Source organism: Nonomuraea sp. NPDC049714, from assembly GCF_044465295.1.
Taxonomy (GTDB): Bacteria; Actinomycetota; Actinomycetes; order Streptosporangiales; family Streptosporangiaceae; genus Nonomuraea.
In genome coordinates this window covers 437434-460419 of sequence record NZ_JBITLM010000003.1, presented here as the reverse complement: position 1 = coordinate 460419, position 22986 = coordinate 437434, and the positions used below count along the sequence as shown (strand labels likewise).

Annotated in this window: 23 protein-coding genes and 1 tRNA gene; 14 read left to right on the top strand and 10 right to left on the bottom strand. The window is 70.9% G+C overall.

Features of this window, described 5'->3' with window-relative positions:
- The first annotated feature begins 57 nt into the window (after positions 1–57).
- From secA2 to ACIBQX_RS15440, 3 genes are all read left to right on the top strand, one after another.
- Positions 58–2214, top strand: a complete 2157-nt coding sequence (gene secA2, locus ACIBQX_RS15450; RefSeq protein WP_397004735.1) for an accessory Sec system translocase SecA2 — start codon at positions 58–60, stop codon at positions 2212–2214.
- A 35-nt stretch (positions 2215–2249) separates the two neighbouring features.
- On the top strand, positions 2250–2636 hold the full coding sequence (locus ACIBQX_RS15445) for a VOC family protein (RefSeq protein ID WP_397004733.1): 387 nt from the start codon (positions 2250–2252) through the stop codon (positions 2634–2636).
- A 106-nt stretch (positions 2637–2742) separates the two neighbouring features.
- A complete protein-coding gene (locus tag ACIBQX_RS15440; protein WP_397005435.1) occupies positions 2743–3630 on the top strand; it encodes a DMT family transporter in 888 nt (295 codons plus the stop codon).
- On the opposite strand, the gene ACIBQX_RS15435 is transcribed toward ACIBQX_RS15440, so the two are convergent.
- Both ACIBQX_RS15435 and ACIBQX_RS15430 read right to left on the bottom strand, forming a co-directional pair.
- Positions 3533–4750: an FAD-dependent monooxygenase gene (locus ACIBQX_RS15435; RefSeq protein WP_397004731.1), complete on the bottom strand. Its 1218-nt coding sequence runs from the start codon at positions 4748–4750 to the stop codon at positions 3533–3535. The genes ACIBQX_RS15440 and ACIBQX_RS15435 overlap by 98 nt on opposite strands.
- 67 nt (positions 4751–4817) lie before the next feature.
- Positions 4818–5828, bottom strand: a complete 1011-nt coding sequence (locus ACIBQX_RS15430; protein ID WP_397004729.1) for an alcohol dehydrogenase catalytic domain-containing protein — start codon at positions 5826–5828, stop codon at positions 4818–4820.
- A 112-nt stretch (positions 5829–5940) separates the two neighbouring features.
- Between ACIBQX_RS15430 and ACIBQX_RS15425 the strand changes: the two genes are divergently transcribed.
- On the top strand, positions 5941–6516 hold the full coding sequence (locus ACIBQX_RS15425; RefSeq protein ID WP_397004727.1) for a TetR/AcrR family transcriptional regulator: 576 nt from the start codon (positions 5941–5943) through the stop codon (positions 6514–6516).
- Here ACIBQX_RS15425 and ACIBQX_RS15420 read toward each other — a convergent pair.
- Positions 6513–7091, bottom strand: a complete 579-nt coding sequence (locus tag ACIBQX_RS15420) for a GNAT family N-acetyltransferase (protein ID WP_397004725.1) — start codon at positions 7089–7091, stop codon at positions 6513–6515. The two genes, ACIBQX_RS15425 and ACIBQX_RS15420, sit on opposite strands and share 4 nt — an antisense overlap.
- A 106-nt stretch (positions 7092–7197) precedes the next feature.
- On the opposite strand from ACIBQX_RS15420, the gene ACIBQX_RS15415 reads away from it, so the two are divergent.
- Genes ACIBQX_RS15415 through ACIBQX_RS15405 form a run of 3 tightly spaced genes read left to right on the top strand, consistent with a single transcriptional unit; the run spans position 7198 to position 10654 of the window.
- On the top strand, positions 7198–8400 hold the full coding sequence (locus ACIBQX_RS15415) for an acyl-CoA dehydrogenase family protein (RefSeq protein WP_397004723.1): 1203 nt from the start codon (positions 7198–7200) through the stop codon (positions 8398–8400).
- A gap of 29 nt (positions 8401–8429) precedes the next feature.
- Positions 8430–9593, top strand: coding sequence for an acyl-CoA dehydrogenase family protein (locus ACIBQX_RS15410; protein WP_397004721.1), 1164 nt, complete (start codon positions 8430–8432; stop codon positions 9591–9593).
- Positions 9590–10654 (top strand): acyl-CoA dehydrogenase family protein, encoded by a 1065-nt coding sequence (locus ACIBQX_RS15405; RefSeq protein WP_397004719.1) that lies wholly within the window; start codon positions 9590–9592, stop codon positions 10652–10654. Before ACIBQX_RS15410 ends, ACIBQX_RS15405 begins: the two co-directional genes overlap by 4 nt.
- On the opposite strand, the gene ACIBQX_RS15400 is transcribed toward ACIBQX_RS15405, so the two are convergent.
- Positions 10613–11221 carry a TetR/AcrR family transcriptional regulator gene (locus ACIBQX_RS15400; RefSeq protein ID WP_397004717.1) on the bottom strand — a complete coding sequence of 203 codons (609 nt, stop codon included), beginning with the start codon at positions 11219–11221 and terminating at the stop codon, positions 10613–10615. The two genes, ACIBQX_RS15405 and ACIBQX_RS15400, sit on opposite strands and share 42 nt — an antisense overlap.
- 155 nt (positions 11222–11376) lie before the next feature.
- Between ACIBQX_RS15400 and ACIBQX_RS15395 the strand changes: the two genes are divergently transcribed.
- Complete coding sequence (locus ACIBQX_RS15395; RefSeq protein WP_397004715.1) at positions 11377–12141, top strand: nuclease-related domain-containing protein; 765 nt, start codon at positions 11377–11379, stop codon at positions 12139–12141.
- A gap of 34 nt (positions 12142–12175) precedes the next feature.
- On the opposite strand, the gene ACIBQX_RS15390 is transcribed toward ACIBQX_RS15395, so the two are convergent.
- Positions 12176–13549: a VWA domain-containing protein gene (locus ACIBQX_RS15390; RefSeq protein ID WP_397004713.1), complete on the bottom strand. Its 1374-nt coding sequence runs from the start codon at positions 13547–13549 to the stop codon at positions 12176–12178.
- Positions 13550–13565: 16 nt separating this feature from the next.
- Positions 13566–14405 carry an AAA family ATPase gene (locus ACIBQX_RS15385; protein WP_397004711.1) on the bottom strand — a complete coding sequence of 280 codons (840 nt, stop codon included), beginning with the start codon at positions 14403–14405 and terminating at the stop codon, positions 13566–13568.
- Between the two features lie 103 nt (positions 14406–14508).
- Here ACIBQX_RS15385 and ACIBQX_RS15380 point away from each other — a divergent pair.
- A tRNA-Lys gene (locus ACIBQX_RS15380) sits at positions 14509–14582 on the top strand.
- Between the two features lie 113 nt (positions 14583–14695).
- Here the strand turns inward: ACIBQX_RS15380 and ACIBQX_RS15375 are convergent.
- Together ACIBQX_RS15375 and ACIBQX_RS15370 are read right to left on the bottom strand one after the other, a co-directional pair.
- Positions 14696–16342 (bottom strand): tannase/feruloyl esterase family alpha/beta hydrolase, encoded by a 1647-nt coding sequence (locus ACIBQX_RS15375; protein WP_397004709.1) that lies wholly within the window; start codon positions 16340–16342, stop codon positions 14696–14698.
- 61 nt (positions 16343–16403) lie between these two features.
- Positions 16404–17051 carry a TetR family transcriptional regulator gene (locus tag ACIBQX_RS15370; protein WP_397004707.1) on the bottom strand — a complete coding sequence of 216 codons (648 nt, stop codon included), beginning with the start codon at positions 17049–17051 and terminating at the stop codon, positions 16404–16406.
- A 144-nt stretch (positions 17052–17195) separates the two neighbouring features.
- Between ACIBQX_RS15370 and ACIBQX_RS15365 the strand changes: the two genes are divergently transcribed.
- The 3 genes from ACIBQX_RS15365 (at position 17196) to ACIBQX_RS15355 (ending at position 19632) form a co-directional block, all read left to right on the top strand.
- Positions 17196–18011: a class I SAM-dependent methyltransferase gene (locus tag ACIBQX_RS15365; RefSeq protein ID WP_397004705.1), complete on the top strand. Its 816-nt coding sequence runs from the start codon at positions 17196–17198 to the stop codon at positions 18009–18011.
- Between the two features lie 95 nt (positions 18012–18106).
- The gene (locus ACIBQX_RS15360) at positions 18107–19051 is read left to right on the top strand and encodes a GlxA family transcriptional regulator (protein WP_397004703.1); all 945 of its coding nucleotides are present in this window, start codon (positions 18107–18109) and stop codon (positions 19049–19051) included.
- Positions 19051–19632 carry a DJ-1/PfpI family protein gene (locus ACIBQX_RS15355; protein ID WP_397004701.1) on the top strand — a complete coding sequence of 194 codons (582 nt, stop codon included), beginning with the start codon at positions 19051–19053 and terminating at the stop codon, positions 19630–19632. The genes ACIBQX_RS15360 and ACIBQX_RS15355 overlap by 1 nt, the downstream gene beginning before the upstream one ends.
- Positions 19633–19634: 2 nt before the next feature.
- Here the strand turns inward: ACIBQX_RS15355 and ACIBQX_RS15350 are convergent, their stop codons facing one another.
- Entirely contained in the window at positions 19635–20483 is an 849-nt protein-coding gene (locus tag ACIBQX_RS15350; RefSeq protein ID WP_397004699.1) for an MBL fold metallo-hydrolase, read from the bottom strand.
- A 30-nt stretch (positions 20484–20513) separates the two neighbouring features.
- Complete coding sequence (locus ACIBQX_RS15345; RefSeq protein ID WP_397004697.1) at positions 20514–21341, bottom strand: SAM-dependent methyltransferase; 828 nt, start codon at positions 21339–21341, stop codon at positions 20514–20516.
- A 181-nt stretch (positions 21342–21522) separates the two neighbouring features.
- Here ACIBQX_RS15345 and ACIBQX_RS15340 point away from each other — a divergent pair, with 181 nt between their 5' ends.
- Both ACIBQX_RS15340 and ACIBQX_RS15335 read left to right on the top strand, forming a co-directional pair.
- Complete coding sequence (locus ACIBQX_RS15340) at positions 21523–21714, top strand: hypothetical protein (protein WP_397004695.1); 192 nt, start codon at positions 21523–21525, stop codon at positions 21712–21714.
- On the top strand, positions 21711–22943 hold the full coding sequence (locus ACIBQX_RS15335) for an erythromycin esterase family protein (RefSeq protein ID WP_397004693.1): 1233 nt from the start codon (positions 21711–21713) through the stop codon (positions 22941–22943). The genes ACIBQX_RS15340 and ACIBQX_RS15335 overlap by 4 nt, the downstream gene beginning before the upstream one ends.
- Positions 22944–22986: the final 43 nt, after the last annotated feature.

The following is a 22986-nucleotide window of genomic DNA, read 5'->3' as shown; positions in this document are numbered from 1 at the left end:
GGAACTGTGCCGTCATTTACAGCGATTGTCAGGAACCTTCTGGACCGCCCCGGAGGCGTGAACCTGAGCCCGTACCGCAAGATCGTCAAGGCGGCGGGCGGTCGCGGCGATCGGATCGGCGGGCTGGCCGAGCTGCCTGCGCCGGACATGAGCGATCTGGCCGAGTTCTGCGCCATCGCGCGGGAGGCGGCCGACAGGACGCTGGGGCTCAGGCCGTACGACGTGCAGGTGCTGGGGACGCTCGCCCTGCTCGACGGGAAGGTGGCCGAGATGGCCACCGGCGAGGGCAAGACGCTGTCCGGGGCGATGGCGGCGGCGGGCTACGCGCTGCAGGGCAAGCGGGTGCACGTCATGTCCGTCAACGACTACCTGGCCCGGCGCGACGCCGAGTGGATGGCGCCGTTCTACGAGGCGATGGGGGTCAGCGTCGGCTGGCTCGGCCAGGGCTCCACGCCGGAGGAGCGGCGGGAGGCGTACGCGAAGGACGTCACCTACGGGCCCGTCAGTGAGATCGGGTTCGACGTGCTGCGCGACCGGCTGCGGACGGACGCGAGCGCGATCATCGTGCCGCCGCCGGAGGTGGCGCTGATCGACGAGGCCGACTCGGTGCTCGTGGACGAGGCGCGGGTGCCGCTGGTGATGGCCGGGGCCTCCGACGCGGGGGATGCGGTGCCGGAGATGGCGGTGCTGGTCAGGCAGCTCATCCGGGGCTACCACTACGAGGTCGACGACCAGGCGCGCAACGTCTATCTGACGCAGAAGGGCGCCGAGACCGTCGAGAACCTGCTGGGCGTGGAGCTCTACGACGAGCACGAGCCCGGCACGCTGATCGAGCTCAACCTGGCCCTGCACGCGCACGCGCTGTTGTCCCGCGACGTCGACTACATCGTGCGTGAGGGCAAGGTGCAGCTCATCAACCCCTCGCGCGGCCGGGTCGCGATGCTGCAGCGCTGGCCCAACGGGCTGCAGGCGGCGGTGGAGGCCAAGGAGGCGCTGCCGCCGAGCGAGAAGGGCGAGATCCTGGACTCGCTCACCGTTCAGGGGCTGGTCAAGCGCTATCCGACGGTGTGCGGCATGACGGGCACGGCCGTGGCCGTGAGCGAGCAGCTCGGTGAGTTCTACGGGCTGAAGGTCGCGGTGATCCCGTCCAACCGCCCGTGTGTCAGGCAGGACGAGCCGGACCGGATCTATCCGACGGTGCCCGACAAGGACGCGGCGCTGGTGGAGGAGATCCAGGAGGTGCACGCCACCGGGCGGCCCATCCTCATCGGCACGCTCGACGTGGCCGAGTCCGAGAGCCTGGCCAAGCTGCTGCAGCGCCGCAACCTGCGGCCGGTGGTGCTCAACGCCAAGAACGACGCCGAAGAGGCCACGATCATCGCCAAGGCGGGGGAGCGCGACGCCATCACCGTCTCCACCCAGATGGCCGGGCGCGGCACCGACATCCGCCTCGGCGACGGTGTCGCCGAGCTCGGCGGCCTGTACGTGATCGGCTCCGGCCGCCACTCCAGCAGCCGCCTGGACGACCAGTTGCGCGGCCGGGCGGGACGGCAGGGCGACCCGGGCGGCTCGGTGTTCTTCGTCAGCATGGGGGACGAACTGATCACCCAGTTCACGCCGGACGAGCGCCCGCCGGCCGCGGACGCCGACGGCCTGGTGCGCCACCGCCGGGGCGCCTACCTCGTCGCTCATGCCCAGCGGGTGGCGGAGGGCGTCAACCTGCAGATCCACCGCAACACCTGGCGCTACACCCGGCTGCTGGAGCAGCAGCGCGAGTTGATCATGGAGTGGCGCGACAAGGTCCTGTACGGCGACTCGGCGGCCAAGGCGCTGGCCGCGGCCGACCCCGAGCGCTGGGAGTCGATGCCGGAGGAGACCCGGGAGGAGACGGCCAGGCAGATAGTGCTGCACGCGATCGACCAGTGCTGGACCGAGCACCTGGCCTTCCTCACCGACCTGCGCGAGGGCATCCACCTGCGGGCGCTGGGCCGGATGAGCCCGGTGGACGAGTTCCACCGTGAGGCCGTGGCCGAGTACAAGTCGCTGCAGGCCGAGGTGGAGCGGCGCTCGCTGGCGTCGTTCGAGGCGCCGGAGCCGGACCTGAAGCGGCCCGAGGCGACCTGGACCTACCTGGTGCAGGACAACCCGTTCGGCACCGAGTGGGACCGGATCCTCAAGCGGGTCGGCTCGGGAGCACGCGCTTCCCGTACCTGACAGAAGATGGCAGGTACGGCTGCGAGCCTGGGGTCATGACGACAAAGGCGAACCTCATAGCGTTCACGATCGACTGCGCGGAGCCCAGGAAGCTGGCCGAGTTCTACCACCAGGTGACCGGGTTCGACATCCAGTACTCCGAGGACGAGTACGCCGCCGTGAGCGACGGCACCACGAGCATCTACTTCGGCCGGGTCCCCGACCGGAAGCCGGTGTCGTGGCCGAGCCCGGACAAGCAGTTCCACCTCGACTTCCGGGTGCCGGACGTGGCACGGGCCGTCGAGGAGTACGTCGCGCTCGGCGCCACCAAGCCGGAGTTCCAGCCCGGCGTCACCGAGGAGGGCGTCAGGTGGATCGTCCTGCAAGACCCCGAAGGGCACCTTCTGTGCGTCTGCCCGGAGCCCTCGAAGAACGACTCGTAGGCCCCTGCTCCCAGGCTGGAATTGGCTTAAAGGATGATTCGAGTGCATTGCTTCCACTCTAAGCTGGGTGGATGCTCCTGGGATCTCTGACCCTGCGCGGGTGCCCATGACCTGGGTCGGTGTGGTCATCGCCCTCGCCGGCGCGCTGGGATACGCGCTCGGCGCCGCACTGCAGCAGTACGAGGCGGTGGCCGAGGGCGCCTCGTTACTCAAGCTGGTGAGACGTCCTCGCTGGTGTATCGGTGGCATCATCGGCCTGACCGGCGCGAGCCTGCACGCCGTCGCGCTCAGCTTCGCGCCGCTGGTCGCGGTGCAGCCCATCAGCGTGGCCACGCTGGTCTTCGCGGTGCCGCTGGCCGCGCTGATGTACGGCCGCAAGCCGTACAAGGCGGAGATCTTCGGCTCGATCGCCGTGGCCGTGGGCCTGCTCTGGCTCATGTTCCTGGTGCCGCAGCATCACGTCACGCCCCGGCTCGGCACCGGCGCCGCCCTGGTGTTCATCGCCGTGATCGGGGTGATCGCGCTGGTCACCCAGGTGGCCGCGAGCCGGACCCACGGGCCGGGCCGGGCGCTGCTGCTGTCGATCGGGGCGGGCGTCGTCACCGCGAGCGTGTCCACGTTCGTCCGGGTGGTCGGCGGCGGCCTGGAAGGCGACTGGGGGCGGCTGCTGCACTGGTTCACCCTGGCCGTGCCGGTGCTGCTGGTCTGCGCGGTGGTGCTGCTGCAGCGTTCCTACGCGGTCGGCTACTTCGGCATCGCCTACGCCGGCGTGCAGGTCGTGGATCCGATCACCTCGGTGCTGGCCGGTGCGATCCTGCTCGGCGAGCCGCTGCCGACCGACTCCTCCACGGCGGTGCCCGCGCTGCTCGCGGCGGCGCTGACCATCGCCGGCACGATCACGCTGGGGCGGCTCGCTCCTGACCACTCCCCGGCCGCGCCGGTGGCCGCCACCCCAGAATCCCGTCCATTGACCGCAGCATCAGATCGGGCGTGAGCCGGGTGGCCAGCGACATTCCCCTGTCGCGCAGGGCCACGGCCACGGGGTTGCGCAGCTTGGTCATCGCGCAGATCGACATGGACCTGCGCACCACCTCGGCGGTCCGCCGCAGGCGGGCCTCCGTGTAGGCGGACAGGGTGTAGGCGGACAGATCGCCGTCCGCGAGCCGGGCGAGCACCACCGCGTCCTCGATCGCCTGGCAGGCGCCCTGGCCGAGGTTGGGCGTCATCGGGTGGGCCGCGTCGCCCACCAGCGCCACCCGGCCGGAGTGCATGGCGGGCAGCGGCTCGCGCAGGTAGTAGAGGTCGTTGCGGATGATCCGCGCCGGGTCCGCGGCGCGCAGCACGGCCGGGACCGGCTGATGCCAGCCGCCGAACCTGCGCAGCAGCTCCTCGCGCTGGTCACCGTGGGCGGCTCCGGCGGGTGCCAGGTCCGTGGCGTAGAAGTAGACCAGGTCGTCGCTGATCGGGTGGGCGCCGAACACGGTGCCCCTGCCCCAGCTCTCCGAGCTCTGGATCGGCACGTCGGGCCGCGGCACCAGCCCGCGCCAGGCGGTCACCCCCGCGTAGACCGGGCCGGGATGGCCGGGGAAGAGGGCGGCGCGCACCGGCGAGCCGATGCCGTCGGCGGCCACGATCAGGTCGGCCCGCAGCTCGTCCCCGTCGCTGCGCACCTTGCCGGTGGTGGTCTCCGGGCCTGTGGAGGCGGTGCGGACGGTGCCGGTGGCCGCGTCCACGCCGGTGGCGGTGGTGTCCAGGCGGAGTCTCTGCGGGCCGAGTGCCTTCACCAGCAGGTCGACGAGCGTGGCGCGGAGCAGCACCACCACCGAGTCGCCGTACCGTTGCCGCGCCTTGTCCTCGGTGGTGTGCGTGAGCCAGCGCCCGTCGGCGGCGCGGACCCCCGCCTGGCCCTGCACCTGGGACAGCTCGCGCACCGCGTCACCGAGATCCAGCGTGTCGAGTGCCCGCAGCCCGTTGGCGGAGATGGCCAGCCCGGATCCGACGGGCTCCAGCCTGGGGGCGCGCTCCAGCACGGTCACCTCCCAGCCCTCGCGGTGCAGAGCGATGCCGGCGGTCAGTCCGCCGATGCCGCCGCCTATCACTACGGCCTTCGCCATGTCAGGGCTCCTTAACTACGTCTGTAGTGTGATGCTACTACGCCTGTAGTTCGGGTCCTCGGCCGAGTCAGGCGAAGGTGATGACGCGGCGGCCACCGCCGGACCCGCCGCCCATGGCCTCCAGCGCCGCCTGGGCCTGGTCGAGCGTGATCGGCTCGACCTTGGGCAGGATGTGGTGCTGCGCCGAGAAGGCCAGCGTGTCACGCAGGTCGTGCGGCGACCCGGACGGCGAGGCCATGACCCGCAGCCGGTTGAAGACCATCGGCGGGGTGGACAGGGTGAGCGGCGTGTTGTCGTAGCCGCACAGGACGAGGGTGCCGTCCGGCGCGAGCCCGGTGAGGACCGCGGCGGCGGCCTCGGTGGACGGGGCGGAGTTCAGGATGACGTCCGCGCCGCCGTCCCAGGCCTTGAGCGCGGCGGCGGCGTCGGTCTCGGCACTGGCCACGAACAGCTCCGCGCCGAGCTCCTTGGCGCTCGCCTCACCACGGGCCGAGCGGCCGATCACCGCGACCCGGGCGCCCATGGCGACTGCGTACCGGATGGCGAGCGCGCCAACGCCGCCACTGCCGATGACCGCGACCCGGGAGGCCGGGGTGGCGCCCGCCCGGCGCAGGCCGTTGAACGCGGTGAGACCCGCGCACATCAGCGGCGCCGCGGCCACGGGGTCGAGCCCGGCGGGCAGCGGCGTCACGTACCCGCCCTTGAACAGGCCGTACTCGGCGTACCCGCCGTCGGCGACGATGCCGGTGACGCGCTTGGCCGGGCAGAGGATCTCCTCGCCGGACACGCAGTAGTCGCAGTGCCCGCACGAGTCGTACAGGAACTGGGCTCCGACCGCATCGCCCACGGAGAGGCCGGGCACGCCGCCGCCGAGCGCGGCCACCGTGCCGGTGATCTCATGGCCGGGCACCACGGGGAACCGGGCGAACGGGTAGTGCCCGCGTACCAGGTTGAGGTCCGTGAAGCAGACGCCGCAGGCGGTGATCTTCACCAGGACCTCGCCGGGGCCCGGCTCCGGGATCTCACGCTCTTCGAGGGACAACGGGGCGTCCACCCCGGTGGCAAGTGCCGCACGCATGACGGCCTCCTTCTTGGCAGAACTCGATCAGCGGTGCTCGCCGCACCACCTCATGCAACGTGCCCCGTCCATGCACATCCGCACCATGACTACACGCGTAGTATCGGTGCCCGTGAAGCGTTCCGAGGTCGTCGCCGAGGCGGCGATCACCCTGCTGGCCGAGCGGGGCATGCGCGGCCTCACCCACCGGGCCGTCGACGAGGCAGCGGGCCTGCCGCCGGGCTCGACCTCCAACCTGGCGCGCACCCGCGCCGCGCTGCTGGAGCTCACGCTGTCGCGGCTGACGGAGCTGGAGGAGCGGGTGTTCGCCGGGGCGCTGACCGCGCCGGCGCCCGGCGACCTGCCGGAGCTGATGGCCCAGGTGCTGCACGTCCAGCTCCGCGACGCCAGGCGCACCCTGGCCCGCTACGAGCTGGCGCTGGAGGCGACCAGGCGGCCGGAGCTGCGCGCGATCTACGACCAGGCCGGCCGCCGCTTCCGCGACCCCGCCGTCGCCCTGCTCGCCGCCGCCGGCTCGACGGATCCGGTACGGCACGCGCGCCAGGTGGTCGCGTTCGGGGAGGGCATCATGTTCGACGCGATCGCCGGGGCGGGCACCGAGCCGACGCTGGACGAGCTCCGCGAGGCCGTACGCGAGCTGCTGGCGGGCATGCTGCAAGGGTCGCCGCCGAGCCCGGGAGGAGGCTAACCGATCAGGCGGGCCCGGTGGGCGGGCCACTCCTCGTCGAGGATGCCGAAGTAGACCGTGTCGCGCCAGGTGCCGTCGGGCCTCCTGCGCTGGCGCCGCAGCGTGCCCTCGTGCGTGCCGCCGATCCTCTTGATCGCGTTCTGTGAGCGTACGTTAAGGATGTCGGTCTTGAGCTGGACCCTGTTGTAGCCGAGCTTGTCGAAGGCGTGGTCGATCAGCAGCAGCTTGCAGCCGGTGTTGACGGCCGAGCGCCACCAGGCCCTGCCGTACCACGTCCAGCCGATCTCGACGCTCTCCGCGAAGCCCGGCACGTCGATGTAGGTGGTCCAGCCGGCGGCCCGGCCGGTCTCCTTGACGATCACCGCGAGCGGGATGTGCCGGTCGTCCTCCAGGAGTTGCCGGGCGATCTTCGCCAGGTCCTCCTCGGTGCGCGGCGTCTCGGCGGGCAGCCAGCGCCAGACCTCCTCGTCGCCGCCCGACGCGGCGAACAGGCCGGGCAGATGGTCCGGGGTGAGCGGTTCAAGACGGACGATGTCGTTCTCCAGCACCACGGGTGCGGGCAAGATGGCGGTCATGGCGTGACCCTATGGGGAGGTCCGGGGTCGGGATGATGTCCACATGGGCGGTTTTGCGGGGAACCACCTGTCGACATGCATACCGGCCGGTCGGTAGGCTCCCTTCATGGACTTCGCCTTCGACAGTGTCACCGAGGACCTGCGCCAGCGTCTGCTGCTGTTCATGGACGAATGCGTCTATCCGGCCGAGCCCGCCTTCGAGGAGCAGGCCGCCGCCGGCGGCTGGGGCTCTCCGCCGCTGATCGACGACCTGCAGGACGAGGCCAGGCAGCGCGGCCTGTGGAACCTGTTCCTGCCCGGTGACCACGGCGCCGGGCTGACCAACCTGCAGTACGCGCCACTGGCGGAGATCATGGGCCGCAGCCCGCACCTGGCGCCGGTGGCCACCAACTGCGCCGCGCCCGACACCGGCAACATGGAAGTGCTGGCCATGTTCGGCAACGAGTGGCAGCGCAAGGAGTGGCTGCGACCGCTCCTCGACGGCGAGATCCGCTCGGCCTTCGCGATGACCGAGCCCGACGTGGCCTCCTCCGACGCCACCAACATCGCCACCTCGATCACCCGCGACGGCAACGAGTACGTCATCAACGGCCGCAAGTGGTTCATCTCCGGCGCGATGAATCCCAACTGCAAGATCTTCATCGTCATGGGCAAGACGGACCCGGAGGCGCCCAAGCACCGCCAGCAGAGCATGGTGCTGGTGCCCCGCGACACCCCCGGCATGCGGATCGAGCGCGGCATGCACGTCTTCGGCTACACCGACGCCGACCACGGCGGTCACGCCGAGATCGTCTTCGAGGACGTCCGGGTGCCGGCGGACCACCTGGTCGGCGAGCAGGGCGGCGGCTTCGCCATCGCCCAGGCCAGGCTCGGGCCCGGCCGCATCCACCACTGCATGCGGCTGATCGGCATGGCCGAGCGCGCGGTCGAGCTGATGTGCCGCAGGGCGCTGGGCCGGACGGCGTTCGGCAAGACCATCGCCCAGCAGGGCGTCGTCCAGGACTGGATCGCCGAGTCCCGCATCCGCATCGAGCAGCTGCGCCTGCTGGTGCTCAAGACCGCCTGGCTGATGGACACCGTCGGCAACCAGGGCGCGCACACCGAGATCCAGTCCATCAAGATCTCCACCCCGATCACCGTCGAGTGGATCCTGGACAAGGCCATCCAGGCGCACGGCGCCGGCGGCGTCTCCCAGGACTTCCCGCTGGCCGGGCTCTGGGCCGGAGCCCGCTCGCTGCGCCTGGCCGACGGCCCCGACGAGGTGCACAAGCGGTCGCTGGCCTACCGCGAGCTCAAGAAGTACATGTGACGACAGGAGCGGGAGTGACAGGAGCTGGAGTGGACGAGACACGGCTCAAAGAACGCATCGCCGCGTTACTGAGCGAGCACGACCCCGCCGGGGACCGGCTGGAGTTCCTGCGTGCCAGGTTCGACGCCGGGCTGGCCTGGGTGTGGTTCCCCGAAGGGCTCGGCGGGCTGGGCCTCGCGCGTGACCTGCAGCAGGTCGTCGAGCACGAGCTCGCCCACACGCCGCAGCTCGACACCGGCGTGCAGGGCATCGGGCTGGGCATGGCCGCGCCCACCATCCTCGCCTTCGGCACGCCGGAGCAGCGGCGGCGATTCCTCCGGCCGCTGTGGACCGGCGAGGAGATCTGGTGCCAGCTCTTCAGCGAGCCCGGCGCCGGCTCCGACCTCGCCACTCTCGGCACCCGCGCGGTCAGGGACGGCGACGAGTGGATCGTCGACGGCCAGAAGGTGTGGACCTCGGGCGCCCACCACGCCAGGTGGGCCATCCTGGTCACCCGCACCGACCCCGACGTGCCCAAACACCGAGGCATGACGTACTTCGTCTGCGACATGCACGCACCCGGCGTCGACGTGCGCCCGCTGCGGCAGATCACCGGCGAGGCCGAGTTCAACGAGGTCTTCCTCACCGGCGTGCGGCTCGCCGACGACCTGCGCCTCGGCGAGGTGGGCGACGGCTGGCGCGTCGCCCAGACCACGTTGATGAACGAGCGCGTCGCGATCGGCGGCGCTCCCGTACGACGCGGCGGCGGCATGCTCGGCCCCGTGCTGTCCACCTGGCGCGAGCGGCCCGAGCTGCGCACGCACGACCTGCACCAGAGGCTGCTGTCGCTCTGGGTGGAGGCGGAGGTGACCCGCCTGTCCGGGGCGCGGCTGCGCGAGCAGTTGGCCGCCGGGCAGCCCGGCCCCGAAGGCTCCGGCATGAAGCTGTCGTTCGCCAAGCTCAACCAGGCGCTGTCCGGCCTGGAGGTCGAGCTCGACCGCGACCTCGGCTACGACGACTGGACCTTCCGCCGCTCGGACACCGTCGACTTCTACGGCCGTGGCGCCGGCTACCGCTACCTGCGCGCCAAGGGCAACTCGATCGAAGGCGGCACCTCGGAGATCCTGCGCAACATCATCTCCGAGCGCGTGCTGGGCCTGCCCTCCGAGCCCCGCATCGACAAGGACGTGCCCTGGAAGGACCTGCCGCGATGACCCTCCTGTACACGGAAGTCGAGGAGGAGCTGCGCGCCGCCGTGCGCGCCCTGCTCGCCGACCGCTGCCCGCCCGCCGCCGTGCTCAAGCGCGCCGAATCGCATCCGTACGACCTGGACGTGTGGAAGACGCTGGCCGGGGAGATCGGGGTGGCCGGGCTGCTCGTCCCCGAGGAGCACGGCGGCGCCGGCGCGTCGGCCAGTGAGGTGGCGGTGGTGCTGGAGGAGCTGGGCCGGGGCGTCGCGCCGGTGCCGTTCTTCACCAGCTCGGTGCTCGCCACCCGCGCGCTGATCCAGGCGGGAGCCGGTGAGCTGCTCGAACGGCTCGCCGACGGCAGCGCCACGGCCGCGCTCGTGGTCCCGTTCGCCACCTCCCCCCATCAGCCCTTCGGGAGTGGGGCGGTGCGCCTGGCCGACGGCGGGGAGCGGCTGTCCGGCACGGTCGGCGGCGTGGCCGGGGCCGACGTCGCGGACCTGCTGCTCGTGCCGGTCGACGGCGGCCTCTACAGCGTGACGGGGGCCGAGGTGCGGGTCGTGCCGTCGCTCGACCTGACCCGGCCGGTCGCGACCGTCACGCTCGACGGCGCGGCCGCGACCCGCGTCGGCGACGTGGACCTGGCGGAGGTGCTGCTGTTCGGCGCCGGACTGCTGGCCTCGGAGCAGTACGGCGTGGCGCAGTGGTGCCTGGACACGACGCTGGACCATGTGAAGGAGCGTCACCAGTTCGCCCGGCCCGTCGGCTCCTTCCAGGCGATCAAGCACCGCCTCGCCGACCTCTGGCTCGACGTGGTCAGGGCCAAGGCGGCGGCTCGCAACGCCGCCGCCGACGCCTCGGCGGTGTCGGCGGCTGTGGCCCAGGCGTGGAACGCGGGCGTGGCCGTACGCGTGGCCGAGGAGGCGGTGCAGCTCCACGGCGGGATCGGGATGACCTGGGAGCACCCCCTGCACCTCTATCTCAAGCGAGCCAAGGCGAGCGAGATCGCGCTCGGCACGCCCGGCGACCACCGGGAGGCGCTGGCCTCACTCGTCGACGTGCCCGGCCCCGAGCGAGGCCAGCAGTAGGTCGGCGAACTGCCTGCCCACCTGAGCACCGGTCAGCGGCCCGTCCGTGCGATACCAGGTGCCCAGGTGGTGCACCGAGCCGAAGAAGTAGTCGACGACGAGCCCCGCCTCCACCCGGTCGCTGAAGACGCCCTCGCGCTGGCCCTCCAGCACCAGGTCACGGAAGCGCTCGTGGTAGAGGCGGCGCTCGGCGCGTACGCTCTTGCGGGTCTCCGGCGCGAGCAGGTGCATCGACCGGAAGAAGATCGTGGAGTCGTCGAGGTTGGCCGTGGTGGTCTCCACGACGTCGGCCGCCGCCCTGTGCAGCCGCTCGACGACCGTGCCCGTGCCATCGGCGATCTGCGTCAGGCGGTCCATCTGCATGCGCAGCACGCGACCGTAGATCTCGTGCAGCAGGTCATCCTTGGAGTTGAAATAGTGGTACATAGCGCCTTTGGTGACGCCGGCGGCCAGCACGATCTCCTGGACCGAGGTGCCCTCGAAGCCGTGCTCCGCGAACAGCCGGGTGGCTTCGCTCAGCAGCCTCTGACGCACGGATTCTTCCTTCACCATCACGCCCCAAAGCATACCGGCTGGTCGGTTGGTGCCGTGATGCTTCTCTTTGGGGTACCAATTCCGTCACCTTAGGCTCGCCTTGGTTCCAGATGGGGTATCTCTTGACCGGCGAGGGATCTTCGGCGTGGCAGATCCTGGTTGACGACGACTCATTCGGGGAGTTTGCCGTGCCTGGTGGCTCTATCTACGTGCAGCAGGACGAGAAGTTCACAGGCTCGTCACCACAGTGGTGGTACGAGAAGTTCTGGCGCGAGGACGCCCAGAACCGCAGGCGGTCGAGGGCGGTCAAGGCGGCGGTGGGCTTCGTCGCCGGATTCGTGCTCGCGCTCCGGTTCGGGCTGTCCTACGCCGCGCTCTACGGCCTGCTGCTGGCCGGTCTGGTGGCCGCCGTCGACTGGTGGCTCGACTGGCGGGCCTTCCGGGCCACGGCCGTCTGGCGTGGCCGCCGGCGCGGCGAGGCGATCACCGGCAGGCTGCTGCGCCGCTCGCTGGGCAAGCAGGGCTACCAAGTGCTCGACGGCCGCGCCATCAGGGACAAGGCCTCCATCGACCACCTGGTGATCGGTCCCGGCGGGGTCTGGGTCGTCGACAACGAGTCCTGGAGCCCCGACACCGAGATCGCCACCTACGGCGGGCGGCTGTTCTTCGGCGAGAAGTACGGCACCAAGGTCGCCAAGCCGCTGGTCGAGGCCGCCGAGGCCTTCGCCGAGCTGCTGACCCGGGAGACCGGGGTCCCGGTCACCATCACCCCACTGCTGGCCGTGCACTGCGGCATGCTGCCGCGCGGCGGCTCGCTCACCGTGGAGGGCATCACGCTGCTCAAGCCACGGCTGGTGGCCCGGCAGATCAAGCGGACGGCGACCCCCCGGCTCGACGACGCCCAGATCGAGCTCCTGGCCCGCACCGCCGCCCGGGAGCTGCAGCGCGTCTAGACGCGTTCAGGCGCGTTCGCGTGGACGCCGCCGTTCACGCGATGCTCTCGATGAACGCGGTGAGCTGGACGACGTTGCGGCACTCGTACATGGGGACGACCGTGTCGTAGTCCGTGGCGATCGAGTCGCCCGTGTCCCATTGCGCCCTGGGCTCGGGGTTGAGCCAGTAGGCGTGGCGGGCGCGGCCGGCCAGTGATCGCAGCACGTCCAGGGCGGGCGGCTGGTAGTTGGAGCGGGCGTCGCCGAGGATCAGCAGCGAGGTCTTCGGGCCGATCGCGTCGCCGTAGCGCTCGGCGAAGCCCTCCAGCGAGTGCCCGTAGTTCGTCCGGCCGAACCGGACCATGTCGGCCTCGTTCGCCAGCCGGGTCATGGCGTCCACCACGTCGGCGCCGGGGACGAAGAAGCGGGTGATCTCGTCCACCCGGTCCACGAAGCCGAACGCGCGCACCTTGGTGAACTGCTCCCTGAGCGCGTAGGTGAGCAGGAGCGTGAAATGGGCGAACGACGAGACGGAGTCGCTGGTGTCGCAGAGGATCACCAGCTCCGGCTTGTGCGGCCGGGGCGGTCTGAAATGCGTGGTCAGCGGGACGCCGCCGCTCTGCAGCGAGGCCCGCACGGTCCTGCGGAAGTCCAGCCGGCCCCGCCTGCCGCGCCGGTGCTTGATGGTCAGGCGCGCGGCCAGCCGCCGGGCCAGCGGGTGCACCTCCCGGCGCAGCCTGGCCAGGTCGGCCTTGGTGACGCGCAGGAAGTCGAGCTGCTCCAGCGGGGGACGCACGGCCGAGCGGGCGATGCGCTCGATGCCGGAATCCTCGGCGATGCGGCGGCGCACGTCGGTGGCCACGGCCTCCTCCAGGCGCGCGGTGTTGGCGGTGACCCGTTGGCGGGCCGTCTTCTCCGCCAGCCCGCCGCGCTCCTGACCGGCCAGGACCTCCCGAAGGATGCCGGCCATGAGCGTCTCGGGCGACAGGGCGCGCAGCACGCTGTAGGAGAACCAGTTCTGCCGTCCGGGGCCGGCCTCCTGGCGGCCGAAGCGCTCGACCATGGCACGGGCGAACTCGCGCATCTCGGCGTCCGTGCCGCCGGTCAGCAGCCGGGCCAGATAGGCGCGCAGTTCCGGCACGGGCGCGTGCGCCAGATCGGGCCTGTCCTCGGTCTCACCGCCGGGACGGATCGCGTACAGGCCGCTGGTGGAGGCCGGGAACCACAGGTCGAACAGCACGTCGAAGCCGGGCCGGAACGACGGCCTCTTGACCAGCGTCGCCGCGTAGGCGGCGCGCAGCGACTCCCGCTCGGTCAGGTCGATCACCCGCAGCGCCCGCGCCGCGTCGAGCCCCTCGGCCAGCGACACGGGCAGCCCGGCCGCACGCAACGCATGCACGAAGCCGACATGCCTGTCTACGAGCGACATATCCCCTCCTCGGGCGTCATGCGGTGGGAAGCCCGAGTTCCTTGACCGCCCGGCTCTGGTCGGAGTTGTGCTTGAGCACCACGCCCAGCGTCTGCGCCACCGTCGCCTCGTCCAGCTCCTCCCGGCCCAGCGCCAGCAGCGTGTTCGCCCAGTCGACGGTCTCGGCCACCGACGGCGCCTTCTTCAGCTCCAGCGCCCGCAGCGTCGCCACGGTCCTGGCGAGCTGCTCGGCGAGGTCGGCGCGGATCGTCGGCACCTGGCTGAGCACGATGTCCCGCTCGCGCTCCGGCGTCGGATACGCGATGTGCAGGTAGAGACAGCGCCGCTTGAGCGCCTCGGACAGCTCGCGGGTGGCGTTCGAGGTCAGCACGACGTACGGCTTGCGTACGGCCACGATGGTGCCCAGCTCCGGAATCGTCACCTGAAAGTCGGACAGCAGCTCCAGCAGCAGCCCTTCGACCTCGACGTCGGCCTTGTCCGTCTCGTCGATGAGCAGCACGGTCGGCGTCCCCGCCCTGATGGCCTTGAGCAGCGGCCGCTCCAGCAGGAACTCCTCGCTGAAGATGTCGTCGTCGGCGCTGGTGGCCTGGATGCGCAGGAGCTGCTTCTTGTAGTTCCACTCGTACAGCGCGCGGGCCTCGTCGAGCCCTTCGTAGCACTGCAGCCTGATCAGCTGGGACCCGGTCGCCTGCGCGACGGCCTTGGCCAGCTGGGTCTTGCCCACCCCCGCCGGCCCTTCGACCAGCAGCGGCTTGCCGAGCGCGGCGGCCAGGAACACCGAAGTGGAGATGGCGTCGTCGGAGAGATAGTCCACGGCGGTGAGCCGCTCGGTCACGTCGGCGGGGGAGTCGAACATCAATGCTCCTGTCTGCTGGCCGAACTTTATTCTAGCGGAGGGGGTGTGACTCGCGCCGATTCGACCAAGATGCTCAGTGCCGGTATATTCCTTCCTGCACGGCGCGCCGTTAGCTCAGTTGGTTAGAGCAGCTGACTCTTAATCAGCGGGTCCGGGGTTCGAGTCCCTGACGGCGCACCTTTCATCAGGCCGCCACCCTGCGAAAACACGCTGGGTGGCGGCCTTTTTGCATGTTGTTCCAGACGTTGCGGACACATACAGATCTTGTACATCGGGCCCGTCTGGCACGCCTAGGGCGCCACCGGTCCGGGAAGCTCGTGCAGGTGGCTGCCGATCCAGCGGATGGTGGCCGGCGACGGACGCCGCGGTGGTGCGGGGACGAAGTTGGCCGCGTCGTCGATGCTGCCGGTGCCGTCGTAGGTGGCCACCAGCGGATGGGGGAAGACCGGTCGCGACCGGGAGACCGCGCCCTGCGCGTCCCTGCCCACGGCGATGACGCGGGTGGGCGCCGTGTCCCGTTCGACCCAGGTGACAAGCTCACGGAGCGGGTCGAATTCGGTCAGCCGGTAACCGGAACCGCAGTGCGACATCGTGGGCACCATGAAGAGCCGCGCCCACCGCTGAGTTTCGCGCAGGCCGCCGTTGCGTTCGGACAGCCGCTGGTAGTAGTCCACCGTCGCGGTCGCTGGCAGCAAGGGGTCTGCCCAGCCGTGCCACAGGATGAGCTTGCCTCCGGCACGGCGGAACGCGCGGAGATCGAGGCTCATCGCGTTGCCCTTGACGCCTTCGGCGGTCAGCCGGTGGAACTCGGCCGCGGTGAAGGAGGCCTCGGCCAGGGACGAGTGCGGGGTGCCGATCGGGAACCCAGCGTACTTCAGGTAGTTGTCCCCGAGCCACGCCGCGAACGAGCGGTTGCCCAGGTAGGAGGCCGGCGTGATCATTCCCTCCCAGCCGAGTTCGGAGCCGCGGGTCTGCCAGCCGGGGTACAGCCGGCGCCCGTCGGGGTCCACCGGTCCGGCGTACAGCGCGCGGACGACGGCCACCTGGCGCGGGGTGAGGCAGTCCGCCTGATCGGTGCCTGCCGGGCACTGTGTCGTCACCGGGTCGAACCGGCAGGCGCGCGGATCGTCGATCTGCCCGTCGGCCAGCCCGTCGAGCCGATCGCAGGCCGCCACCACGGCCCCGTGCAAGGCGGGCAGTTTGGCGTCGGTGAGGATCGGTTCGCCGTCGGCGGCGGTGTTCGTCCGGGCCAGCCAGGGCGCGTAGACGCCGAACAACGGGCCCATGGCATGCGCCGGCGCGCCGGCGATGACGCCGTCGAAGTCGCGCGGATAGCGCTGGGCCAGCAGCAGCCCTTCTCTCCCGCCGTTGGAGCAACTGCTGAAGTAGGACCTCTTCGGCGGCGCCCCGTAGAACTCGGCGATGATGCGCTTGGCCGCCACCGACAGCACATGCGGCGCGCGATAGAAGTAGTCGTTCCGGGCCGTCTGATCGTCCGCGGCCCAGCGTTCGTCCGGCCCTTCCGACACATGACCGTCGTCGGTGGCTCCGACGGCGACGTCCCCGCCGAGATCGCCCCCGCAGTCGGGAAACGGCAGCTCCGGGATCCGCCCGCAGAACGCGCCGCAGCCGTACTGCAGGTAGCGGCCCGTGAAGGTGTCGAGAGGCAGCCTGAGCCGGAAGGTCACCGCGCGTTCGATGCGGCCCTGCACGTCGCAGTAGGCCGGCTCGCTCTGGTCGTTCACCGTGGCGCTCGTGACGTGGGTCGTCGCGCCCGGCAGGTCGAAACGCTGCACCAGTTCGCCGCACTGACGTACCGGCTCGATCACCGGACCGGGCGCGGAGAGGGCGACGGCAGGGACGGGTGTGCCCGATACCGCGATGAGCAAGGCCGTGGTGGTTGCTGCCAGGAATCTGGGTAAGGCGTGCGGATTCATGGTGGCGCCTCCATTTCCGGGGACAGGTAAGGGGTGCTTGTTCGGGTGCGGGGCCGATCGTTCAGCTCTGGGGCGGGGCCGGGGCATATTCGGCCAGGCCGCGTTCCAGGAGGGCGCAGGCCCGCGTGCAGAGGGCCCGGATGTCGGTGCCGAGCCGGGCGGTCCGGTCCTCGGCGATGCGGCGGCGCGCGTGGTCGATCAGTGTGCGGTGTACTCCCATCAGCGCGTTCGCCGCCACCTGAGGGCCGGGATCGTCTTCCGTCGCCCCGGTCTCCGCCGCCAGGAGCCGCGCCAGGGAGTCGGTGTGCTGTTTGATCGCCTGCTGCTCGCGCGCCTGCAGCGCGGCGCTGCCGGCGATCAGGCGGCCGACCGTCCGTGCCGACTCAAGAGCGGCCTCGTCGCCGGCTTCCACCTCGTCGAGCATGCTGTTGGCGTTGAGCAGGAAGCGTCGGAAGGCCGCGAGCACAGGCTCTCCGGGGGGCCGCCTGCCGATCGCTTCGATCAACCGTGTGCCGAAGGCGTCGAACGGCGCGTAGAACAGATCCTCCTTGGTCGGGAAGTAGTTGAAGACGGTCGCCTTGGCGACCTGTGCCTCACGGGCGACCTCGGCGACGGTGACGCCGTCGAATCCCTGCTCGGCGAACAGGCGCCACGCCGTGTCGGCGATGAGTTGCCTGGTCTGCTCCTTCTTCATCTCGCGCAGTGACATCCTGGCTCCCGGACTTAGACTAAGACAAAATTTAGTCCGAGTCTATCTTTATACCTGGACCAGTTATATCCGGGCATCCGTCCGGGACCGATATCGCCGTTCTGACTGTGGAGCAGGCCGCTGTCCCTGAGTAGCGTCGCTGTCGTGAAGGACACTGAACTCGTCGGAGTGCAGAAGACCCTCAGCCCTGTCCTCAGGGCCAAAGCACTGGACAACCGGCTGCCGGACCCGATCCTCGGCGACGAGTACGCCGAGCGGGTGATGCGCCGCCTCGATCCCGGCTACGACAAGCGCAGATTCGGCAGCAGCCAGATGGGCCTGGTCGCCGTGGCGCGCGCCAAGGCCCACGATGACTGGGCCCGAAGCTTCCTCGCCGATCGTCCTGACGCGGTGGTGTTGCACCTGGGATGCGGCCTCGACGCCCGGGTGTACCGGATCGACCCGCCCGCCACCGTCGACTGGTACGACCTGGACTACCCGTCCGTCATCGAACTGCGGCGACGATTCCTGCCGCCGCGCGAGCACTACACCCTGATCGGCTCCAGCGTCACCGACCTGACCTGGTTGGAACGTGTCCCTCGCGGCCGGCCGATGCTGATGATCGCCGAGGGGCTGGTGCCCTACCTGACCGAGACCGCCGTCCGGCAACTGCTGACCAGCGTCGTCGACGCCTTCCCCACCGGCCGCATACAGTTCGACACGGTGGCGGTCTGGGCGTGGCGCACCTCGAAATGGGACCCCACGCTGCGCCGATATGGCACCCAGTTCCGCTGCGGCTTCGACGACCCGGCCGCGCTGGCCGAGTGGCACCCGCGGCTCGAATTCATCGACGAGGCGCCGATGAACGACTCACCGGTGCTGATGGCCAAGGCACCCCCGAACATACGCCGCATGTACCGCCTCATGAACCTGCTGCCGGGCATGAAACGGTCCACCCGCATCGTGCGGTTCGGGTTCTAACCCGCCGGCGCGCGCAAGGCGTTGGCCGGGGAGTGGCGGGGATCGTCAGGTTCGTGTCCTTGCCGCCGGGGCGCCGCCGGCTTGACGATGAACGGGTGCACGTCGTCTTCGTCATCTATCCCGGCTTCCAGATTCTCGACCTGACCGGCCCGCATGAGGTGTTCCAGCAGGCCGGGCCGTACCGCATGGAGATCGTGGCCGCGCAGGCGGGGCCGGTGCGGAGCGGGGGTGGGGTGGTGGTCGAGCCGACCGCGACGGTCGGGGAGTACGCCGGGCCGATCGACACGCTGGTCGTCGTCGGTGGGCGGGGGAAGATCGAGGCGTGCGGGGACGCGGCCCTGGTCGGGTGGATTCGGCAGGCGGCGGGGCGGGCGCGGCGGGTGGCGTCGGTCTGTACGGGGGCGTTCCTGCTGGCGGCGGCCGGGCTGCTGGACGGGCGGCGGGCGGCGACCCACTGGTCGGGGTGTGAGCTGCTGGCCGAGCTGTATCCGGCCGTCATCGTGGACCCCGATCCGCTCTTCGTGCAGGACGGGAACGTGTGGACCTCGGCGGGGGTGACCGCCGGGATGGATCTGGCGCTCGCGCTGGTCGAGGAGGACCTGGACGCGGAGACGGCGCGGCGGATCGCCCGCATGCTGGTGATGTTCGTGCAGCGGCCCGGCGGGCAGGCCCAGTTCTCCGCGCAGCTGGCCGTGCAGCGGCCGGTCCGGGAGGCGCTGCGCGACCTGCCGGCCTGGATCGCGGCCCATCCCGATGCGGACCTGACCGTTCCGGCGCTCGCCCGGCGGGCCGGCATGAGCGAGCGCAACTTCACCCGCGTCTTCGCCGCCGAGACCGGCCGCACGCCCGGCGCGTACGTGGAGGCGGCCCGGCTGGAGGCGGCCCGCCGCCTGCTGGAGACCACCGGCACCACCCTCGACTCGATCGCCCGCACCTGTGGGTTCGGCACGGTCGAGACCCTGCACCGCACCTTCAGGCGGGCCCTCGACGTCACACCGGGCCAGTACCGCCGTCACTTCCAAGCTGTGAGGAGTCACTGATGCGCATCGGGATCATGCTGTTCGACGACATGGAGGAGCTGGACGCCGTCGGCCCGTGGGAGGTGCTGGCCTCCTGGGCCAAGTCGCACCCCGCCGAGGCCGAGGTCGTCGCGTTCGCCCACGAGGCCGGGCCGATCCGGGCGGCCAAGGGACTGCGCCTGCTCGCCGAGCACGGCCTGTCCGACGTCGGCCCGCTGGACGTGCTGCTGCACCCTGGCGGGTTCGGCACCCGGTCGCTGCTGGAGGACGACGCCCACCTGGCCTGGATCCGCGAGCAGCGCGCGAGCGTCTCGCTGATGACCAGCGTGTGCACGGGCTCACTGGTGTACGCCGCGGCGGGGCTGCTGGCCGGCCGCCCGGCCACCACCCACTGGGGCTCCCTGGACCTGCTCGGGAAGCTCGACCCGAGCATCGAGGTCCGGCCCGACGACCGGTACGTCGACGACGGCGACATCATCACCTCGGCGGGCGTGTCGGCGGGCATCGACATGGCGCTCCACCTGGTGAGCCGCCTGGCCGGGGTGGATCGGGCACGCGAGGTGCGGCGGTACATCCAGTACGATCCCCAGCCGCCGATCTGAGGTCAGGAACCGGCGGTGAACCCGTGGGGTTCGAGGTAGCCGCCGGCCGGGAGGTTGAAGTGGGCCGGGACCACGCGGACGCCGGTGCCGGTGTAGCGGTCCACGAAGGCCCTGCGGGTGGCCGCGCCCTGCTGGACGTCGTGCTCGACCACGATGTGCCAGTCGGGGCGGGCGAACTGGTGGACGATGTGGAACAGGTCGCCGGTGAAGACCGCCTCCTGCGCGCCCGAGGTCACGTGCAGGCCGCTGTGTCCCGGGGTGTGGCCGGGCAGGAGCTCGACGTGCACGGTGTCGTCGATGGCGTGGCCCGGTTCGACCAGGCGGTGCAGGCCGGCCTCGACGACCGGCAGGACGCTGTCGATGAAGGAGTCGTGGCCGTAGGAGCCGGGGGTCGCCGACGTGGTCCAGTGCTCGTACTCCTGCCGGACGAACAGGTAGGTCGCGTTCGGGAAGGTGGGCACCCAGGCGCCGTCCACCAGGCGGGTGTTCCAGCCGACGTGGTCCTGGTGCAGGTGGGTGCAGAAGACGTAGTCCACGTCCGTGGGGTCGACGCCGGCCGCCGTCATGGTGTCCAGGTAGCCGGTGTCGAGGAGGTGGCCGTACGGGTCGAGGCGGCGTTCTTTGTGGTTGCCCCAGCCGGTGTCCAGGACGATCACGCTCTGCGGGGTGCGCAGGACGTGGCTGCGGAAGACCAGCACCGGGTCTCCGGCCTGGTCGAAGAGGGCCGCCGGGAAGCGGGGGCGCAGGTCGGCGGGGTTCTCGCCGTTCAGGCCCCGGAACGCCAGGGTGACGGGGACGGACATCCGGGTCTCGACGATCTCGGTGACGGTGACCGCCCCCACCTGGAACATGCGCTCTCTCCTCGCCGTGCGGGTGAACAGCTACGCGACGCGGGCGACCCCGGCCAGCACGCCGCCGCGGGCCAGGCCGGGCCAGCCGTACGGGTCCTCGTCGGGGTTGCGCCACCGCTGGGCCGGGACGACGCCCGGATCCAGCAGTTCGAGGCCCTCGAACCAGCCCAGCATGCTCTCGCGGTCACGCCACGCGATCGCGCCGGACGTGCTGCGCCGGTAGACGTCGCGCACCACGTCCACTGCCTCCTTGTCGGCCTGGCCGGTCTCGATGTAACCGTGGGAGACCATCAGGTGGCTGCCCGGGACCAGCGGCCGGCGCAGGGTCTCGATGATCCGCGCCACCTCCGCGTCGTCGTGCAGGAAGTGCAGCACCGCCGCGATGACGACCGCCACGGGCCGGGTGAAGTCGAGGTGGCCGGCGGCGGCCACCAGGAGGGCCTCCGGGGCGCGTACGTCCGCCTCCACGATGACCGTGCCGGGATTGTCGGCGAGCAGGGCCCGCGCGTGGGCCAGCACGATGGGATCGTTGTCGGAGTAGACGACCCTGGCGTCGGGCGTGACGCGCTGGACCACCTGGTGGATGTTGTCCTGGGTGGGCAGGCCGGTGCCCAGGTCGAGAAACTGCCGCACCCCGGACTCGGCGATATGCCGTACGCCGCGGATCAGGAACCCGCGGTTGGCCAGGGCGACCTCCCTGATGTCCGAGCCCATCTGGCGGCCCAGCTGGATGATCTGCTCGGCGGCTTCCCGGTCGGCCGGGAAGTTGTCCTTCCCGCCGAGGTAGTAGTCGTACATCCTGGCGACACTGGGCACGGTCGGATCGATGTGTGCCGGAAGCTGCTCGTCCCCTGTCATGCCCTCGCCTCGTTTCCGGTGCTTTGCCAGAAATAGTACGAGTTTTCCGGACTGTGTGGATCTTTGCCGTAAGAAAAATGATCCGCACTTTCTTGGGCGGCAATAAGAAACGTTCGATGGTCGGCTGTGGGCATACTTTGGTCGCCTGTGCCGCCGACATCGCCATGGCAAGGTGTAGCCCATGGGGATTCTCGGTTTCTTTCTCATGCTGCAGGGGTTCGGCGGCTTGGTGGCCACCTCCTTCGACCGGCACTTCGGCCTGCTGCATCTCTGGCTCGACGGCAGCGCGCACACCGCCCTGAGCCTCGTCCTCGGCCTGCTCGGGCTGGTGCTCCTGGGCGATGCCGTACGGCGCGGCGCGAAGAAGTCATGACCGCTGTCGCCGTCCCGGAAGAGCTGACCGGCTGGCTGGCGGGGCGGGCCATCCGGCTGGCCGCGCTGGAGCCGGGCACGCCCGTCGCCGACCTGGAGCCGCTGCGGCCCGCTCTGGACGGCGTGCGCGTGGTGGGGCTCGGCGAGGCCACCCACGGCACCCGCGAGTTCTTCCTACTCAAGCACCGGCTGCTGCGCTTCCTGGTGGAGGAGCTGGGCTTCACCGTGCTGGCGATGGAGGCCAGCGTCTCCGCGGCCGAGGCGGTCAACGACTACGTGCTGCACGGCACCGGCGACGCGGCCGAGGCGCTGGGTGGGATGGTCTTCTGGACCTGGCACACGCGCGAGATGCTCGGGGTGGTGGAGTGGATGCGCGAGTACAACCGCGCCGCGCCCCCGGAGCGTAAGGTGCGTTTCGCCGGGATCGACCCGCAGTATCCGGCGGCCTCGATCGAGTGGCTGGCCCGATACCTGGGGGAGGTCGCCCCGGCGTTCCTGGAGCCGCTGGCCGCGCTCGGGCAGACCCGGCTGGGGGTGGACGGCCCCCTGGACCCGGCCGTCGAGACAGCCGCCCGCCGCCTGGAGGACTTCCTCGCCGCCGGGCCCGGACCGGCGGGTGAGGCGATCGCGCATGCCAGGACGCTGCGGCAGAGCGCCGTCCTGGCGTCCCGGCCGATGCGGCACGCCGACCCGCAGCAGACCGTCGGGGCCGTCCGTGACCTGTTTCTCGCCGACAACGTGGACCGGCTGCTGGGCGATCCCGCCGTGAAGGTCGCGGTGTGGGCGCACAACGGCCATGTGATGTCCGGCAACCACGGCGGCGGCCCCGTCCCGGCCATGGGCCGGCACCTGCGGCAGCGGCACGGCGCCGCCTACTACGCCCTGGGGCTGCTCATGGGCGAGGGGGAGTTCAGGGCCAGGCGGATGCGCTTCGGCAAGCCCGACCCGCGCAAGCCGCCCGTGCGGAACCGGGTGCCGAGCGTCGACAACGCCACGATGGTCGAGGCCAGGCTGGCCGCCGCCTGCCCGGACGATCACCTGCTGGACCTGCGCACCGGCGAGCGGTCGGAGGGGGTGGCGCGCTGGCTCGGCAGCCGTCTGCACGTGCGCGCCTACGGAGCCGTGGTCAACCGTCTCACCTACAAATTCCGCTTCGCTCCGACCGTGCTCGCGGACGACTACGACGGCCTGGCCTTCATCCGCTCGGGCACCTGCTCCACGCCGCTGTGACCCGGAATCGCCGATCCCCGGTTTCGCGCTGTAAGGAGCGTCA